Annotated in this window: 12 protein-coding genes and 1 tRNA gene; 5 read left to right on the plus strand and 8 right to left on the minus strand. The window is 67.5% G+C overall.

Features of this window, described 5'->3' with window-relative positions; translation table 11 throughout:
• Positions 1-19: 19 nt before the first annotated feature.
• On the minus strand, positions 20-1,387 hold the full coding sequence (gene pmbA / locus V3B41_RS13365; RefSeq protein ID WP_049428314.1) for a metalloprotease PmbA: 1,368 nt from the start codon (positions 1,385-1,387) through the stop codon (positions 20-22).
• A 68-nt stretch (positions 1,388-1,455) separates the two neighbouring features.
• On the opposite strand from pmbA, the gene yjgA reads away from it, so the two are divergent.
• On the plus strand, positions 1,456-2,043 hold the full coding sequence (gene yjgA, locus V3B41_RS13370; RefSeq protein WP_049428313.1) for a ribosome biogenesis factor YjgA: 588 nt from the start codon (positions 1,456-1,458) through the stop codon (positions 2,041-2,043).
• Between the two features lie 41 nt (positions 2,044-2,084).
• Here yjgA and tldD read toward each other — a convergent pair whose 3' ends face one another.
• The 4 genes from tldD to V3B41_RS13390 are packed head-to-tail and all read right to left on the minus strand — an operon-like array spanning position 2,085 to position 9,563.
• Positions 2,085-3,530: a metalloprotease TldD gene (gene tldD / locus V3B41_RS13375; RefSeq protein ID WP_295548201.1), complete on the minus strand. Its 1,446-nt coding sequence runs from the start codon at positions 3,528-3,530 to the stop codon at positions 2,085-2,087.
• Positions 3,531-3,589: 59 nt separating this feature from the next.
• Positions 3,590-7,444, minus strand: coding sequence for a YhdP family protein (locus tag V3B41_RS13380; RefSeq protein ID WP_197620119.1), 3,855 nt, complete (start codon positions 7,442-7,444; stop codon positions 3,590-3,592).
• A gap of 30 nt (positions 7,445-7,474) precedes the next feature.
• Positions 7,475-8,962 (minus strand): ribonuclease G, encoded by a 1,488-nt coding sequence (rng, locus tag V3B41_RS13385; RefSeq protein WP_049428958.1) that lies wholly within the window; start codon positions 8,960-8,962, stop codon positions 7,475-7,477.
• The gene (locus tag V3B41_RS13390) at positions 8,955-9,563 is read right to left on the minus strand and encodes a Maf family nucleotide pyrophosphatase (protein ID WP_049428957.1); all 609 of its coding nucleotides are present in this window, start codon (positions 9,561-9,563) and stop codon (positions 8,955-8,957) included. The genes rng and V3B41_RS13390 overlap by 8 nt, the downstream gene beginning before the upstream one ends.
• Positions 9,564-9,692: 129 nt before the next feature.
• Between V3B41_RS13390 and V3B41_RS13395 the strand changes: the two genes are divergently transcribed.
• The 4 genes from V3B41_RS13395 to V3B41_RS13410 all read left to right on the plus strand — a co-directional run bounded on the left by V3B41_RS13395 (position 9,693) and on the right by V3B41_RS13410 (position 15,859).
• Entirely contained in the window at positions 9,693-10,430 is a 738-nt protein-coding gene (locus V3B41_RS13395) for an SIMPL domain-containing protein (protein ID WP_049428956.1), read from the plus strand.
• A 216-nt stretch (positions 10,431-10,646) separates the two neighbouring features.
• A complete protein-coding gene (locus V3B41_RS13400; RefSeq protein ID WP_049428955.1) occupies positions 10,647-11,297 on the plus strand; it encodes an energy transducer TonB in 651 nt (216 codons plus the stop codon).
• Between the two features lie 197 nt (positions 11,298-11,494).
• The gene (locus V3B41_RS13405; protein ID WP_049428954.1) at positions 11,495-14,308 is read left to right on the plus strand and encodes a TonB-dependent receptor; all 2,814 of its coding nucleotides are present in this window, start codon (positions 11,495-11,497) and stop codon (positions 14,306-14,308) included.
• 129 nt (positions 14,309-14,437) lie between these two features.
• Positions 14,438-15,859 (plus strand): basic amino acid/polyamine antiporter, encoded by a 1,422-nt coding sequence (locus V3B41_RS13410; protein WP_049428959.1) that lies wholly within the window; start codon positions 14,438-14,440, stop codon positions 15,857-15,859.
• 49 nt (positions 15,860-15,908) lie between these two features.
• On the opposite strand, the gene V3B41_RS13415 is transcribed toward V3B41_RS13410, so the two are convergent.
• The 3 genes from V3B41_RS13415 to rlmH form a co-directional block, all read right to left on the minus strand.
• Positions 15,909-16,883 carry an alpha/beta hydrolase gene (locus tag V3B41_RS13415; protein ID WP_049428953.1) on the minus strand — a complete coding sequence of 325 codons (975 nt, stop codon included), beginning with the start codon at positions 16,881-16,883 and terminating at the stop codon, positions 15,909-15,911.
• 130 nt (positions 16,884-17,013) lie between these two features.
• Positions 17,014-17,090 (minus strand) — tRNA-Asn (locus tag V3B41_RS13420).
• Positions 17,091-17,112: 22 nt separating this feature from the next.
• Entirely contained in the window at positions 17,113-17,583 is a 471-nt protein-coding gene (rlmH, locus tag V3B41_RS13425) for a 23S rRNA (pseudouridine(1915)-N(3))-methyltransferase RlmH (protein WP_049427744.1), read from the minus strand.
• Positions 17,584-17,630: the final 47 nt, after the last annotated feature.

Raw genomic sequence — 17,630 nt, forward strand, 5'->3', positions numbered from 1 at the left:
GCTTACGCCATCGACGGCATCAATCATTACCTGCGATGGTCATCCGCCCCAACAGGATCGAACCGGTCCGGATGTGCGAGCGGGGATCGACGTCGCTGCCGACCGCCTCGATGCTGCTGAACATCTCGCGCAGGTTGCCGGCGATGGTGATCCCGTCCACCGGGTACTGGATCTCGCCGTTCTCGACCCGGAAGCCACCCGCGCCACGCGAATAGTCGCCGGTCACGCCGTTCACGCCCTGCCCCATCAGCTCGGTCACCAGCAGGCCGTCGCCCATCTGCCGCGCGATGTCCTGCAGGGAGCCGGCGTTGGCCGCCAGCTGCAGGTTGTGCACGCCGCCGGCGTTGGCGGTGGTCTGCAGGCCCAGCTTGCGTGCCGAGTAGCTGCCCAGCACATAGCGCTGCAGCACGCCGTCGCGGACCAGCGCCGAGGCCCGGGTGGCGACGCCATCGCCGTCGAAGGCTGCCGAGCGCAGGCCGCGGCGCAGGTGCGGCAGCTCCTCGATCTGCATCCATTCCGGGAACAGGCGCTGGCCAACGCTGTCCAGCAGGAAGCTGGCCTGGCGGTACAGGGCACCACCGGACACCGCCGACAGCAGATGCCCGACCAGGCTGCGCGCCACTTCCGGGGCGAACAGCACCGGCATGCTGCCGGTGGCCAGCGATCGCGGCTGCAGGCGGGCGACAGTGCGCTCGGCGGCACGACGACCGACCAGGCCGACGTCCTCCAGGTCCTCGCGAGCCAGCGCACTGGTGTACCAGCCGTCACGCTGCATGCCATCGCCCTGCCCGGCGATCAGCGCACAACCGACCGAATGGTGGGTGCCGCGCTCACGGCCGATGAAGCCATGCGAATTGGCATAGACCGACAGGCTCTGCATGCTCGACACCGAGGCGCCGTCGGAATTGCGGATCTGCGCATCGGCCTCACGGCCTGCGGCTTCGCAGGCCAGGGCCAGGTCCACTGCCTCGTCGGCCTGCAGCGCCCACGGGTGCCAGCCATCCAGGTCCGGGAAGTGGGTGGCCATCAGGTCCGCCTCGGCCAGGCCGGCGGCCGGGTCGTCCTCGGTATGCCGGGCGATGGCGCAGGCCTGCTCGACCGTGGCCGCCAGGCTGGCCTCGTTCAGGTCGCCGGTGCTGGCGCTGCCCTTGCGTTGGCCGAAGTACACGGTGACGGCGATGCCGCGGTCGCGGGTGGACTGCACGGTTTCGACCTCGCCGAGGCGGACATTGACCTCCAGCCCACGGTCTTCGCTGCAGCTGACTTCGGCCTGGCTGGCGCCCAGCGCGCGGGCGCGGTCAAGCAGCTGCTGGGAGAGGTCGGCCAGCCGTTCCAGCCGGGCCGGGCTGTCGTCGCCGACAGCGGCTTCAGGGGCGATCACGTTCAATGCTTTATCCTGTACGGGTTGGGCCCGGCATCACGCCGGGCGACTTTTTTTGAAATCAGGTATGGACGATGCGCGGACGCGACGAAGAAACCGGTGAATTCCACGACAAGAGCCGCAGCCAGAACCGGCGCGACGCGCTCGACGTCCTGGCCCTGGGCGAAAAACTGGTGTCGCTGACACCGGCCCAGCTGGCGCGCCTGCCGATCCCGGAAGACCTGCTGCCGCACATCGCCGAGTGCAAGCGCATCACCGCCCACATCGCCCACAAGCGCCAGCTGGCGTTCCTGGCCAAGCACATGCGCCGCGAAGAAGACGCCACGCTGGATGCGATCCGCGATGCGCTGGATGCCAACAGCGAAACCGGCCGCCGCGAGGTGGCGATGATGCACCGCGTGGAAGACTGGCGCGAGCGCCTGCTGGCCGAAGGTGACAAGGCGCTGGCCGCCCTGCTGGACGACTACCCGCAGGCCGACCGCCAGCAGCTGCGCACGCTGGTGCGCAATGCGCAGGCCGAGAAGGCGAAGAACAAGCCGCCGCGTGCCTACCGCGAGATCTACCAGGTGCTGCGCGCACTGATGCTGCCGGCGGCGCTCGGCCTGAAGGCCAGCGCCGAAGACGCCGGCCACATCGAGACCGACGAAGCCGACGAGGACTGAGTCCGCGCCGGCGCGGGCGGTGGCGCTGGCCATCGCCCGGCTCAGGCCTGGGTACCGCCGACGGTGATGCCCTCGATCAACAGCGACGGCTGGCCGACACCCACCGGCACACTCTGCCCGTCCTTGCCACAGATACCCACGCCCTCATCCAGGGCCAGGTCGTTGCCGACCATGCGCACCTTCTGCATGGTCTCCGGACCGTTGCCGATCAGGGTCGCGCCCTTCACCGGCGCGGTGATGCGGCCATCCTCGATCAGGTAGGCCTCGGTGGCCGAGAACACGTACTTGCCGCTGGTGATGTCGACCTGGCCGCCGCCGAAGTTGACCGCATACAGGCCTTTCTTCACCGAACGGATCATTTCCTGCGGATCGTGCTGACCGGCACGCATGTAGGTATTGGTCATGCGCGGCATGGTCAGGTGCGCGAACGATTCGCGGCGCCCGTTGCCGGTCGGTGCCATGCCCATCAGGCGTGCATTGAGGCTGTCCTGCATGTAGCCGACCAGGACGCCGTCCTCGATCAGCGTGGTGCACTGGCTCGGGTGGCCTTCGTCGTCGATGTTGAGCGAACCGCGACGCCCGTCGAGGGTGCCATCGTCGACGATGGTCACGCCTGGTGCCGCCACGCGTTCGCCAATGCGGCCAGCGTAGACGCTGGTGCCCTTGCGGTTGAAATCGCCTTCCAGGCCATGGCCGACCGCCTCGTGCAGCAGCACGCCGGGCCAGCCCGGGCCCAGTACCACAGGCATCACGCCGGCCGGTGCCGGCACGGCGTCCAGGTTCACCAGCGCCTGGCGCAGGGCCTCGCGCGCGAACGCTTCCGGGCGGCCATCCGCGAACAGTTCCTCATAGCCATAGCGGCCACCGCCGCCGGCATAGCCCGACTCGCGGCGACCGTTGTGTTCGACGATCACCTGCACGTTCAGGCGCACCAGCGGGCGCACGTCAGCGCCCAGCACGCCGTCGCTACGGGCGATCAGCACCGTATCCACGCCACCGGACAGGCTGACCATCACCTGCTTCACGCGCGGGTCGGCGGCACGCAGGTAGCCGTCCAGGCGCTTGAGCACCTCGACCTTGGCCTCGTTGCCGACGCCATCGATGGGATCCAGCGCCGGGTACAGCGCGCGTGCATTGCCGCGCAGCAGCGAGCGCCCGGCCTGCGCGCCACCTTCGCGCGAGATCGCACGCGCCGACTGCGCCGCGGCCAGCAGCGCGTCGGCATGGATGTCATCGGAATAGGCGAAACCGGTCTTCTCGCCGGAAATCGCGCGGACACCCACGCCTTGCTCGATGGAGTGGGCACCGTCCTTGACGATGCCATCCTCCACGCTCCAGCTCTCGCGGCGAGCATGCTGGAAATAAAGGTCGCCGAAGTCGACTCCGGGGCCGAGCAACTGCCCGAAGGTGCGCTCCAGGCCAGCGGTATCCAGGCCACCGGGGCGCAGCAGGCGGTCTTGGGCAAGCGTCAGGGCGATATCAGTCATGGTCTCGATCTGGGGGTGCGGGGGCGCTCAGGCAAGCCCCGTGAACAGGAGGTCCACGCTCAGCGCGAGCGTGGCAGGTCGGTAACGGTCGGCGGAACGGCCGGGACCGGGCTCGGCACGGGCGCTGGCGGGGTCTTGTCGCGGCTGCGTTCAATCACTTCCACCTTCGGCTCCTTCCATGGGCCGGTCACCTTGTAGGTGCGGGCGCCGATCTCGCCGAGCGGCTTGGACAATACCGCATTGGTGGCCGCGCCGAGCGCCGCGCCCACCGGGCCACCTGCCACCGCGCCGACCACGGTCAGCAGGTTGCCGGCGCGCGGGTTGACATCGATGGTCTGGTCGAACTGCTGGTTGCGCAGGTCGGCCTGGCCACGGATGGTGATGTTCGCCGCCGGACCCTCGATCAGTACCTTGTCGGTGCGCGCCATGCCCTGCCCGAACTGCACGCTGCCATCCACCTGGTTGAACGCGAAGCCCTTGGAGAAGAAGTCGCGGAAGTCGAACATCAGGCGACGCGGCAGCTGGGCCACGCTGAGCAGGCCGAGCACGCGGCCAGCGCCGGGCTCCAGTTCCAGCAGCTGGCCGTTGCGTGCGTGCAGGTCCAGGCGCCCTTGCAGGTTGGCCAGCTGGAAGTCCGAGGGCCCCCCGCTCCACGACGCCTGCAGCTGTGCCTGGCCGGAACCGCCCCGCAGCTGGCCACCGTAGTCGAGGTTCTGCATCAGGCCCCCCAGGTCTTCACTGCGCACCTGCGCGGTCAGCTCGGTGCGGGCGCCACCGGTGCGGCCCAGCCAGCGGCCACTGATGTCAATCTCCTGGTCCGGTGCACGGAAGCGCAGCTCGTCCACGTTCAATCCGTTGGCCAGCGGCCGCGTGCGCAGCACCGCCTGGCCGAGCACGACCTTGCCGAACTGCAGGTCGGCGATGTCCAGCGCGAACGGCGGCAGCTTGGCCGGATCCATGTCATTGGCGCCCGCCTGCACCCGCACTGGCGCGGCCGCGCCCGGTGCCGGCGGCAGCGACTGCCAGTGCACGCGGTCGAGTTGGCCGCTGATGGTGCCCCCTTCGGCATTGGGTACGGTCAGGCGACCGGCCAGCGAAGGTCCGTCCAGCCGCACATCCAGTGCCTGCGGGCCCGGCTGCAACTGCAGGCGGGTCTGTTCGAAGACGCCACCGATCAGCATCAGCTTGCCAACCTGCACGTCCACCGCGCGCAGCGGCATGCCGTCATCGTCATTGCCACCACGGGCCAGGCCGATCCACTCCAGCGCATCCAGGGTCGGGCTGCGACCATTGACGGACAGTCCGCTCGGCGGCGGCTCGCGATCGGCATGGTCGCTGCCCAGGGTGACCTGCACACCGGTGCGGTTGTTGTGGCTGCGCGCGGCCAGGGCCAGGCGCTGGCCAAAGGCCACATCGATGCGACCAGCGCCCATCGGCAGCTGCGCGGCCACCGTGGTCGCCAGCGGCTCGGCGGCCGGCTTGTCCAAGGGCGCCGGCAGGTCCAGGCGGGTTCCCACCAGATCCGAACTCAGGCGCAGCTCGCTGGGCGGTGCGGGCGCTCCCGGTGCCACTTTGGGGAGGTTGACCGCAATGGTCCATGGCGAGGTACCGGCGATATAGGGCTTGAGCCACGCCATTTCCGGGGCGCGGTCAATCAGCACGCCGGCGTCGAGGTTGGCCGCCAGCTGCGACTCGAACGCCAGCCTACTGTCGTGCACGTAGCCGCCGGCGCGCAGGCTCAAGCGGCCGTCCTGACCAAGGTGGCGCACCGCCAGTTCCTCGGCACCGAAGCCGCCATTGCTGTAGCGCGCCTGCCCATGCATGTTGTCGAAGGCCAGCTGGAAGCGCTTGTCCACCAGCTTCACACCATTGAGGTCGACCGTGCCCTGCAGGTGACCGCCGCCTTCATCGTGGTGCAGCGGCTGCAGCAGGTCGAAGGTCACATGCGCCGGGCCGCTGGCGACCAGGTTGTCCAGGGTATCGCCATAGTCCTTGTGCAGCGGGCTCTGCCGCAGCATCGCAAGCAGCTTGCCCGCATCGCTGGGCGCATCCGCGCGCACATACAGCGGCTGCTGGCCGAAGTCCGGAATGCCCGCTTCGAATGCCTGTACCGCCACGCCGGCCAGATCGCCGCGCCCACGCATATCGAAGCCGGGGCCGATGAAGGCGATATCGGCATCGACCTGGCGCATCAGCGGCCAATCGTGCTGGAAGCGGATCTCGCCGTTGGTGATGTGTCCGGTGGCCTCGAAGCGGCCATCATGGTTGTCGAACGGCCAGTCATCCAGGTCACCACTGACCAGGCCGACACCGTTGCGCACCTGCCCACCGGCCAGTGCCATGTCCAGCCAGTCGGTAGCACCTTTGCTCATCTTGGAATGGATCCAGAACCGCTTGGCCGCGGTCATCGGCACATCGTCCAGCTTGGCCGCCAGCTGCAGCCACGGCCGCGTGCCGTCACCCTGGAACCAGACGCCGCCACGCACATCGGCCGCGTAATCGGTCCCTTCCACCCGCATCGCCGCAGTGCCGATGCGCCAGCCACCGGCCTCGTCGCGCCAGCCCACCACCTGCCCGGCCAGATGCAGGTCGTGGCGCACGCCGAAGCCCGTCGGCCAATCGAACTGCAGCTGACGTTGCGGCTGCAGCTGCAGGCTGAAGCCATCGGCATCGCCCTCGAAGCGTCCCCCCAGGCCACGCAGGCCCGGCGAGTGACCCACGCTGGCGAAGCCCAGCGACTGCAGCTCACCCTGGACCCACAACGGGCCATCACGTTCGCCGGCCAGCTGCAGCTCACGCACATCCAGCTGCGGTTTGGACAGGAACAGCCAATGGCGCAGGCCGGGGTCGAGGCGATCACTCAGCGCCAGGGCGCGCAGCGCGGTACCGGCCTGTACCTCGCCGGAACCAACCCGCAACTGCTTGCCGACCTGCAGGTGCAGGCCATCGAGCTGTTGTTCACCGTCCGCCGACTTCAGGCGCAGGCGCGGCACCTGCAACGCCCAGCCATCGGCCTGGCGCTGCCAGCGCAGGCGGGCCTGCACGCGCTGCAGCTGCAGCTGCGGAGCAGCCACGTCGGGCATCGGTGCGCCATCGATGCGGACGTCACGCAGGTCCGAATCAGTGGTCAGGGCCACCGGCGCGAAATCGCGCAGGGTCAGCCACAGGTTCAGTTCGCCCTTGCCCTCGCGCACGCGGATGCCCCCGGCCGCCAGCAGCGGCGACCAGGCGTGGAAATCAACGGGGTCTGCGCCAAGCCAGGCCTGGCCGTTGCCGCCTGCGCGGTCTACGTCCAGTACCGCGGTCAAAGGCAGCGCATCGGCCTGTGCCCATGCCCGTACGCCCACCCGCAGGCGCTGGCCGTTGACGCGCAGGCGGAGGTCGATGCGCGGCAGCGTGGTGTCGATGCCCAGGCCCGGCGCATGCACGCCCAGGCGGCCACCGATCACCTGCAGTTCGCCCAGCCGGCGCAACGCGTCCAGCGGATCGCCGCCGGTGTTGGACTGCGGCAGGCCACGCACCGACCAGCGGCCGTCCTCGCCCTGCTGCAGGTCCAGTGCCAGGCCACGCAGGCGCAGTTCGGTCAACGAGCGGCCGGGCAGCAGCCCGCTGTACATCGACACCAGCACCTCGGCCTCGCCGATGGCCAGGCCCTGGCCGGCGCCGATGCGCAGGCCCTTCAGCTGCAGCAGCGGACCGCGCCGGGTCCAGGCCGTCTGCAGCTGATCGAAATGCACCGGCTGGCCGGCGCGTTCACTCAACCAGGCGGCAATCCTGTCGGGATGGCGCTCGGCCAGCGGCAGCAGCTGGCTGAGAGTGCCCACCAGCAGTGCCAGCCCGACCAGGCCCACCGCGCAGGCGGCAATGAAATGACGGCGGATCCTTCGCAGTCGCAGGCGCGGCGGCGCGCTCATCGGCCACCGCCGGCCTGCGGCCGGCGAGGATCAGAGCAGAACGACATCGAATTGCTCCTGCAGGTACTGCTCGTCCGCCTGGAAGCGGATGCTCTTGCCGAGGAATTCCTCCAGCTCGGCCACCGCCGAGGATTCCTCGTCGGTGATGCGCGCGACCACCTTGGTCGAGGCGATCACCAGCAGGCGCGCGGCATCGAACTGGCGCACGGCACGGGTGATCTCGCGGAAGATCTCGTAGGTCACCGTTTCGGTGGTCTTGATGCTGCCACGGCCGCTGCACTGCGGGCAGGTTTCCGACAGCTGGCGCTCCAGGCTTTCGACCGTGCGCTTGCGGGTCATTTCCACCAGGCCCAGCGGCGAGAAGTCGTACACCGTGGTCTTGGCATGGTCGCGGGCCAGCGCCTTTTCCAGCGTGCGCAGCACCTGGCGGCGATGCTCGGCATCATCCATGTCGATGAAGTCGATGATGATGATGCCGCCCAGGTTGCGCAGCCGCAGCTGCCGCGCCACTGCCTGCGCCGCTTCCAGGTTGGTGCGGAACACGGTCTCTTCCAGGTTGCGCTGGCCGAGGAACGAACCGGTGTTGACGTCGATGGTGGTCATCGCCTCGGTCTGGTCGATCACCAGGTAGCCACCGGATTTCAGCGGCACCTGCTTGTCCAGCGCACGGCCGATCTCGTCCTCCACCCCGAACATGTCGAAGATCGGGCGATCACCGGCGTACAGCTCCAGCTTCTCGGCCAGCACCGGCATGTACTTGGCAACGAAGGCCTGCAGCTGGCCGAAGGTCTCCTTCGAATCCACCTTCACCTTGTCCACATCCTTGCGGATCAGGTCGCGCACCGAACGCAGCGGCAGGCTCAGGTCTTCATAGATGTTGCTGCACGAGGCCGCTTCGCGGCCGCGGCGCTCGACCACGTTCCAGACCCGCGACAGGTAAGCGATGTCCTCGGCGATGGCCTCGGCCGGCTGGCCTTCGGCGTTGGTACGCACGATGTAGCCGTAGCCGCCATGCTGCGCAGACAGCTCGGTCACCAGGGCCTTCAGGCGGGCGCGCTCGGCCTCATCCTCGATGCGCGCGGACACGCCCACGACCTTGGATTGCGGCAGCAGCACCATGTAGCGCGACGGAATGCTGATCTGCGTGGTCAGGCGTGCCCCCTTGGTGCCGATCGGGTCCTTCACCACCTGCACCACGATGTCCTGGCCGTCACGCAGCAGCTCGACGATGGGCACGCTGGCCGGCGGCGGCAGGGTCGTGTTCTCGGTGTCGGCGCTGGCTACCGGCGCCGGGCGCACCACGTCGTTGGCGTGCAGGAACGCGGCGCGCTCCAGCCCCACTTCGACGAACGCGGCCTGCATGCCGGGCATGACCCGCTGCACCTTGCCCTTGTAGATGTTGCCGACCACGCCACGGCGCCAGCCGCGCTCGATGTGCAGTTCCTGCAGCATGCCGTTTTCGATCACCGCGACCCGGGTTTCGCGCGGGGTCACATTGACCAGGATTTCCTCAGACATCGGCAGCCTCCCTGGCGGCATCAGCAGTTGGGGCCGGCACGCCGCAGCGCGCCAGCAGACGATCGGTGTGCAGCAGCGGCAGTCCCATCACGCCGGAGTAGCTGCCGGAAAGATGTTCGATCCAGCGTTCGGCCCCGCCCTGGATGGCGTAGGCGCCGGCCTTGTCCAGCGGCTCACCGGTGGCCACGTAGGCGGCGATGTCGGCGTCGGCGATAGGCGCGAAGGTCACTTCGGAAATGACCAGTTCGCTGTCCAGACCATCCGCACCGACCACCACCACGGCGGTCATTACCTGATGGGTGCGCCCGGCCAGTCGCGCCAGCATCGCGCGCGCGTCGGCGGCGTTGGCCGGCTTGCCGAACACTTCGCCGTCCAGCACCACCTCGGTGTCCGAACCGAGCACGCGCGCCTGCGGGTCTCCGGTCAGCACCCGGACCAACCCGGCGCGTGCCTTGTCGGCGGCGACCCGGCACACATACTGTTCGGCACTCTCGGTCGCGGCACGCTGCTCGACGACCTCCAGGTCCAGGGCCTGGAAGGGGCGTCCGAGTCGGGCCAGCAGCTGGTTGCGTCGGGGGGAGCGGGAAGCAAGATAGAGCATCGGCACAGCATAACCTGAGCCCGTCACCTGAATCGTCGGCAACCCGTTACGGAACGCGTACAACCCCGAACGGGCTCACAGCGCGTTCATCGCTGCGACACCACCCTCACCGCACAACAAGGAGATCCCATGCGCCTGACCGCCACCCCGCTGCTGCTCGCCCTGTCCCTCGCCCTTGGAACCTCGATGACCGCCCATGCCGCCCCGTCGTCGCCGTCGATCGCCGCCGCGGCCGAAGGCACCCTGCTGAACATCTCGGCCAACGCCGAGGCCACCCGCGTGCCGGATGTCGCCACCCTGTCGGCCGGTGTGGTCACCCAGGCCGCCGATGGCAACAGCGCCATGCGCCAGAACGCCCAGCAGATGGACAAGGTACTGGCCGCGATCAAGGCCGCCGGCATCGCCGAACGCGACGTGCAGACCAGCGGCGTCAGCCTCAACCCGCAATACCGCTATGCCGACAACGAAGCGCCGAAGATCACCGGCTACCAGGCCAGCAACACGGTCAGCCTGAAGGTCCGCGACATCGCCAAGCTCGGCAAGGTGCTGGACGCGCTGGCCGCGCAGGGTGCCAACCAGATCAACGGCCCCAGCTTCGAGATCGACCAGCCGGAACCGGTCTATGACGAAGCCCGGCTCGCCGCGCTGAAGAAGGCCCAGGCCCGTGCCCAGACCTATGCCAAGTCGCTGGGCCTGCAGGTGCGCCGCATCGTCAGCATTTCCGAGAACGCCGGCGGCGGCTACCGTCCGATGCCGATGATGCGGACCATGTCGGCCGGCGCGGCGATGGACAAGGCCACCCCGGTCGCACCGGGTGAATCGACCGTCTCGGTCAACCTGGACGTGGTGTTCGAACTGGGTCGCTGATCCCATCCCTTCCGTTGGACAGAGGCGGGTCCCGCAGGGGGCCCGCCTTTTTCATGTGAGCCGGGGCGGCTGGCTGAAGGCCAGCCCAACGATCCTGCCCCTGCCTCTAGGCAGTGGCCGGGCCCTGGCGTTAATGATTGACTGCCAGCCGCGTGCGGCAACCCCGCCACGGGCCCTGGTGCGTTGAGGACTTCGTCACTGGCATGGAGGTGGACCATGGTTCGTACGTATCCCGTTGCATCCCCGCACTTCGACCCCGCCCGCGTTGCCGCTTGGAGCGCGGCCATCGCCCTGCACCTGCTCGCGTTCCTGTTGCTGCTGATTCCGGCGACCTACCAGGCCGTGCAGGTCCCGCGTGACAAGACCACGGTCCGGCTGATCGAGAAGATCCCGCCCCCGCCGCCCCCGCCGGTGCTGCAGGAACCGAAGGAAGTCGCCCGGGTCGTGCCGAAACCACAGGCACAGCCGGCGACACCGCCACTGCCCGCCCCTACCGCGACCGCAGAAGAAACCCAGGGCATCGCGCTGCCGGCCGCCGAGCAGGCCGCGCCGCCACTCGCACCAAGCATCGACACCAGCACGCCGTTGGCCGGCGCCCAGCTGCAGTACCGCAGTGCACCGCCGCCGGCCTATCCGGTGCCGGCCCTGCGCAACCATGAGCAGGGCACGGTGCTGCTGCGGGTGGAGGTTGACAGCAGCGGTCAGCCGGTCGCGGTCAGCATCGAGCGCAGCAGTGGCTCGCGCCACCTGGACCAGGCCGCACGCCAGCAGGTGCTCAAGCGCTGGCGCTTTGAACCGGCCCAGCGTGATGGCATAGCGGTACCGGCCATCGGCCTGGTGCCGGTGCAGTTCTCGTTGCCGGACTGACGATCCGGGGCCGGTCCGACCGCCTGTCGGACCGGCCTCCGGAGTTGAAATGCCAAACTCGGCAAAGTTCAACCTCAAACGTTACGGATTAAGCAAAATTTCACGACTTCGTCACCCGTCGGAAACCTAGATTGGCCCGTCCCGGACACTCCGGAGACAGCCCTCAACGCTACGGTTTTCCAGTTAGGAGAGAAGCTGTGAAACACCTGATCCAACGGCCCGCCAGCCGCCGCCGCTGCACCCTGGCATCGTCCATCACCCACATCCTTACCGGCGGCACCCTGCTGCTGGTTGGCGCCGTGGCTCCCACCTCAGCGTTCGCGCAGGAAAAGGCCACCAACCTGGACCGCATCACGGTTACCGGTTCGAACATTCCGCGCACCAACACCGAAACACCGTCCCCGGTGCAGGTGGTGACCCGTCAGGAAATCGACCGCACCGGCAAGACCACGGTTGCCGAATACCTGCAGACCCTGACTGCTGATGGTTCCGGCTCCATTCCCAAGACCTTCGGCAACGGCTTCGCCGGCGGTGGTGCCGGCATTTCGCTGCGTGGCCTGGGCGCGGGATCGACCCTGGTCCTGTTGAACGGCCGCCGCATGGCCACCTACGGCCTGGCCGATGACGGCCAGAAGGTCTTCACCGACCTGAGCACCATTCCGCTTGACGCCGTTGAACGCGTGGAAGTGCTGAAGGATGGCGCCTCGGCGATCTATGGCTCCGATGCCATCGCCGGCGTGGTCAACATCATCCTGCGCAGTGACTTCCAGGGTGCGATCCTTCGCGGTTCCTACGGTGTCTCCGGCGACGGCGATGGCGACGCGAAGAAGGCGACCCTGACCGCGGGTACTGGCGACCTCGCAACCGACGGCTGGAATGCCTTCTTCAGCCTCGACGTCGGCAAGACCGACGCGATCAAGATCAGCGATCGCAAGAACCGCAAGTGGATCGGCACCGGCGACACCCGCCCGTGGGGCTACGGCAACAACGCGCAGTTCCTGGGCGGCGCCTTCCTCAGCGGCGGTACCCGCGGCGGCGTGGGTCCGAATGGTTCGGTGTACGACAGCACCGGCCACCTGGTCGCCCTGCCGGGCTGTGCCGGCCTGACCACCATTCCCGGCCAGAACGACGCGACCGCCCAGGCACAGGGCTGCCTCTGGGATCCGAACCAGCTGTACCGTGACCTGACCCCGGAAGAGAAGTACGTCAACGTGTTCGGTCGCGCCAGCTTCGCCTTCGGCGAAGGCGGCGAGATCTACACCGAGATCGGCTACTCGAAGAAGGACACCACCTTCAGCAACACGCCGTCCGGTGTTTCCGGTGGCTGGGGCTACCCCGGTGGCCCGATCAACGCCAACAGTGGCGATGGCGCCACAGTGCTGGGCCCGAACCATCCGGACAACCCAATCCCGGGCCAGGCCTCGCGCCTGCGCTACTCGGCCTGGGATGTCGGCCCGCGCGTGACCGACAACTCCAACGAGTTCACCCGCTTCCTGGTCGGCGTCAAGGGCAACTGGGGTGACTGGAGCTACGATACCGCCTACCTGCACTCCGGCACCGACCTGGTCAACAAGCGCACCGGCTTCCTCAACTACGACAACGTGCGTTGCGCCCTGGCCAATCCGAACTGTGCCGGTGGTGTGTGGCGCATCGGCGACAACGCCAACCTCAATTCGCAGGCGCTGTACGACTTCATCTCGCCGCGGATCAGTGCACGTGCCAAGTCGACCCTGGACATGTTCGACTTCACCGTGTCGCGCAGCCTGATGGACCTGAAGGGTGGTCCGCTGGGCCTGGCGATCGGTACCGAGTGGCGCAAGACCAGCAACAGCCTGACCCCGCAGACCTTCACCGACCAGGGCCAGATCATCGGCCTGGGCTATTCGGCCTACGACGGCACCCAGAACGTCTACGCCGGCTATGTGGAACTGTCGGCACCGGTACTGGAACAACTGGAACTGTCCGGCGCACTGCGTTACGACAAGTACGAAAGCGGCGAAGGCAAGGCGACGCCGAAGCTGGGCATCAAGTGGACACCGGCTGACTGGATCGCCCTGCGCGCCAGCTACGCCGAAGGCTTCCGCGCGCCCAACCCGGCCGAGAACGGCGATGGTGGACTGGCTGCCTTCTCCAATGCTGCCGACCCGGTGCGCTGCCCGGGCGGCAACCCTGCACCAGGCGCGACCCCCGACGATTGCGGCGCTCTGCCGGTCGCGATCATCACCCGTCCGAACAAGGACCTGAAGCCGGAAGAGTCGAAGAGCTACTCGGTGGGCATCGTGCTGCAGCCGACCTCCACCACCTCGCTGACCGTGGATGCATGGCAGATCAAGCGCACCAACGAAATCGCCCAGGGCGATACGGGTGCGGCGATCGCGGCGGGCAATGTGCTGCGTGACAACAACCTGCTCAACGGCGTCCCGGGCACCGGCAGCATCCTGGCCGTCAACACTGCGTACATCAATGCCGCATCGACTCGCGTCCGCGGTATCGATACCGATATCCGCCAGACCTTCGATATCGGCCCGGGCCAGCTGGAAATGGACCTGCAGTGGAGCCATGTGCTCAAGTTCGAGCGCACCGATGCCGACGTCACCCGCGACTACGCCGGCACCCACGGCAACTGTGACGTGACCAACTGCATCGGCACGCCGAGGGACCGCATCAACTTCGGCACCACCTGGAAGCAGGGTCCGTGGAGCGTGAGCGGCGTTGCCAACTACATCTCCAAGATGGAGAACAAGGATTTCCGTGGTCCGGAGGGCTCGTACCAGTTCTCGTACGCCGATGGTACCGACGTCACCAAGATCTCCTCGTTCACCACCTTCGACCTGTCCGGCCGCTGGAACATCACCGAAGCCTTCGAGCTGAATGCCTCGGTGCAGAACGTGTTTGATCGCATCGCTCCGCTCGACCCCACCACCTACGGTGGCGTGAACTACAACCCGCTGCACTTCAGCGGCGCCATCGGCCGTTACTTCACCGTCGGCGCCAAGTACACCTTCAAGTAATACCGTTCAACGCACCACCTTCGAAGGCCCGGGCACCTGCCCGGGCCTTCGTCGTTGCGGCCCCTTGCGTTCATGTTCACGCGCACACCGCTACCGTGGGGCAGCGGCATCACCGCCGCAGGGGACATCATGGCCGCGACCTCACAACGCCTCGGGCTGCCCGCGTTGACCGCACTGGTGGTCGGCTCGATGGTCGGCGCAGGCATCTTTTCATTGCCGCAGAACGTGGCGCGCAGCGCCGGGCCGGCGGCGGCGCTGCTCGGCTGGGCGGTCAGTGGCGCCGGCATGCTGATGCTGGCCTTCGTCTTCCAGGCCCTGGCAAACCGCCGGCCGGACCTCGATACCGGCATCTACGCATACGCGCGCGAAGGCTTCGGCAACTACATCGGCTTCTCCGCTGCGTGGGGCTACTGGGTTGCCTCGGTGCTCGGCAACGCCAGCTTCTTCGTGCTGATCTTCAGTGGCCTCGGCCACTTCATGCCGGTCTTCGGTGAAGGCAATACCCCGGCCGCCGTGGCCGCTTCGTCGCTACTCCTCTGGACCGTGCACCTGCTGGTGCTGCGCGGCCTGCGCACCGCCGCCATCGTCAACGGCCTGGTGACGGTGGCCAAGCTGCTGCCGATCACGTTGTTCCTGATCCTGGCCGCCGGCGCGTTCCGCATGGATGTGTTCCGTGCCGATTTCCTGGGCACCCCCGCACTTGGCGACCTCGGCCAGCAGCTGCGCGGCATGATGCTGGTGACCGTGTGGGTATTCATCGGCATCGAAGGTGCCAGCATCTACTCGCGGCGCGCGGCCCGTCGCGCCGATGTCGGCCGCGCCACGGTGATCGGCTTCCTCGGCGTCTGGCTGCTGCTGGTGCTGGTCAGCCTGCTGTCGATGGGCGTGCTGTCGCAGGCCGAACTGGCGGGGTTGCCCAATCCGTCGATGGCTTACGTGCTGCGCGCCATCGTTGGCGAGTGGGGCGCGACGGTGATCATCGTCGGCTCGATCATTTCGGTACTCGGCGCGCTGCTGGCCTGGGTGCTGCTGTGTGCCGAAGTGCTGTACGCCGCTGCGGGCGACGGCACCATGCCGGCCTTCCTGGGACGCGAGAATGCGCGCGGCGTGCCGGCCAACGCGCTCTGGCTCAGCAACGGGCTGATCCAGCTGTTCCTGCTGCTGGTGCTGGTCAACTCCGGCAGCTACACCGGCCTGGTGCTGCTGGCTGCGTCGATGAGCCTGGTGCCCTACTTCCTGTCGACCGCGTTCGGCGTGCAGCTGGCTTGGCGTGGCCAGGCCTATGCGGGTGAACCGGGTGTGCGCTGGCGCGATTTCGTCGTTGCCCTGCTGGCCAGTGCCTATGCATTGTGGCTGGTGTATGCCGGCGGCCTCGACAACCTGCTGCTGTCGGTCCTGCTCTATGTGCCCGGTGTGGTGGTGTTCGCACTGACCCGGCTCCAACGCGGTGAGCAGGTATTTACGCGTTGGGAATGGGTGCTGTTCGGTGCCATTCTGGTGGTGGCCATCGCTACGCTGGTGGCGTTCTCCAGAGGTGAGCTGGCACTGTAGAGCCGAGCCCACGCTCGGCTTGGCACGGGCAGCCAAGCATGGCTCGGCTCTACCGCTGGCGTTCCGGCAGCATGCCGATATCCTGCATCCAGCGCTCGGCCAGCCGCGGCCACGCAGTGACCGGTGCATCCTTCATGCGCAGCCCGAACGCGTGGCCTCCGCGGGCGAACAGATGCATTTCGACGGGCACGCCTGCATCGATCAGCGCCTGGTAGTAGGCGAGTGATTCGCGCACATCATCGGTGCGATCATCGGTGGCCTGCGCAATGAACGTCGGCGGCATCGCGTCATCCACGACGATGTCCCTGACCAGCGAGAGTCCCTTGCCATGCCCGGCCCACAGATGGCCGGAGTACATCACCATCGCGAAATCCGGACGGCTGGACTGCGAGTCGGCCGCGTCGACCGCTGTGTAGCTGCGACGTGCGTGCGTGCTCAATCCCGCCACCACGTGACCACCCGCCGAAAAACCGATCACCCCCACCCGCTTCGGGTCGATGTTCCAGCGCTGTGCCTGCGCGCGCAGCAGGCCCATGGCACGTTGCGCGTCCTGCAAGGCCATCGGCACCGTCGGGTTGTCGCGACAGTTGCAGTCGGGATCCCAATTCGGGCCGGACGCCGGCACGCGGTATTTCAGCAGCGCGCAGGTGATGCCCTGTGCGCTCAACCAATCGCAGATTTCGCTGCCTTCCAGGTCCATCGCCAGCACCCGGTAACCACCACCGGGCACCACCATCACCGCGGCGCCATTGGCCGGTCCCTTCGGCGGAAACACGGTGAGGGTCGGCACGGCCACGTTCTGCAGCATCGTCCAGCGTTCTCCGCTGGCCTTGGAAACTGCTTCGCCAACCTGCTCGGGACCTTTCAGTTTTGGCGGCGCCTTCACCGTGCCCTGCGGCCACAACGGCAGCTCGGTGGTGCCCTGCGGCGGATGCCAGGTTGGTGGGGCTGCGTTCGCTTCAGCGAACAGCAACATCGCAAGCAGCAGAGAACCCAGGGACAGGAGTGCGCGCACGATCAACATCCGTGGTTGGATGCAGCAGATTGTAGAGCCGAGCCCATGCTCGGCTACATTCTCGAAGCCGAGCATGGGCTCGGCTCTACAACACGGCAAAAAAAAAGACCTGCATCCTGCGATGCAGATCTCTTCAAGGTGGCGCCCGAAGTTGGACTCGAACCAACGACCCCCTGATTAACAGTCAAGTGCTCTAACCGGCTGAGCTATTCGGGCAGACGACTAGTATAACCACTCTTCACGCGCGATGGTAGGGGTGATTCGCAATCATTGCGGCGGCCCGGTACAACTGCTCGGCCACCACCAGACGCACCAGCATGTGGGGCAGCGTCAACGGTCCGATCGACCACTTCTCATCGGCCAGCGCGGAGACTTCCGGCGAATGCCCTTCCGGGCCGCCGATCAGGAAGGCAAGGTCCCTGCCCTGCCCGCGCCAATGCTCCAGGCGCTTTGCCAGCTGCTCGGAACTGAGCTGGCGGCCCGGCACATCCAGCGCGACCACGTAGGCATTCTTCGGCAGTGCGGCGATCACGCGCTTGCCTTCGTCTTCAGTGGCGCGGCGCGGATCACGGCCCTTGCCACGCAGGCCGGGCTCGATTTCCACCAGCTCGAACGGCAGCCAGTGCGACAGCCGCTTCTGGTACTCGGCGAAACCCTGCGCCACCCAGCTGGGTGCGCGTTCACCGGTAGCAATCAGGCGGGCTTTCATCAACGGTCCTCCAAAACGTCGACGGCGCCATCGGCGCCGTCGAAGGG

It is taken from the genome of Stenotrophomonas sp. SMYL89, assembly GCF_036319985.1.
GTDB lineage: Bacteria > Pseudomonadota > Gammaproteobacteria > Xanthomonadales > Xanthomonadaceae > Stenotrophomonas > Stenotrophomonas maltophilia_Q.

What these genes read in the sequence shown, in the direction of transcription:
- yjgA (WP_049428313.1), top strand. Translation starts at nt 1,456, where the DNA reads ATGCGCGGACGCGACGAAGAAACCGGTGAATTCCACGACAAGAGCCGC.
- rng (WP_049428958.1), bottom strand. Translation starts at nt 8,962, where the DNA reads ATGTCTGAGGAAATCCTGGTCAATGTGACCCCGCGCGAAACCCGGGTC.
- rlmH (WP_049427744.1), bottom strand. Translation starts at nt 17,583, where the DNA reads ATGAAAGCCCGCCTGATTGCTACCGGTGAACGCGCACCCAGCTGGGTG.
- V3B41_RS13395 (WP_049428956.1), top strand. Translation starts at nt 9,693, where the DNA reads ATGCGCCTGACCGCCACCCCGCTGCTGCTCGCCCTGTCCCTCGCCCTT.
- V3B41_RS13415 (WP_049428953.1), bottom strand. Translation starts at nt 16,883, where the DNA reads ATGTTGATCGTGCGCGCACTCCTGTCCCTGGGTTCTCTGCTGCTTGCG.
- V3B41_RS13390 (WP_049428957.1), bottom strand. Translation starts at nt 9,563, where the DNA reads ATGCTCTATCTTGCTTCCCGCTCCCCCCGACGCAACCAGCTGCTGGCC.
- V3B41_RS13400 (WP_049428955.1), top strand. Translation starts at nt 10,647, where the DNA reads ATGGTTCGTACGTATCCCGTTGCATCCCCGCACTTCGACCCCGCCCGC.
- V3B41_RS13380 (WP_197620119.1), bottom strand. Translation starts at nt 7,444, where the DNA reads ATGAGCGCGCCGCCGCGCCTGCGACTGCGAAGGATCCGCCGTCATTTC.
- V3B41_RS13410 (WP_049428959.1), top strand. Translation starts at nt 14,438, where the DNA reads ATGGCCGCGACCTCACAACGCCTCGGGCTGCCCGCGTTGACCGCACTG.
- tldD (WP_295548201.1), bottom strand. Translation starts at nt 3,530, where the DNA reads ATGACTGATATCGCCCTGACGCTTGCCCAAGACCGCCTGCTGCGCCCC.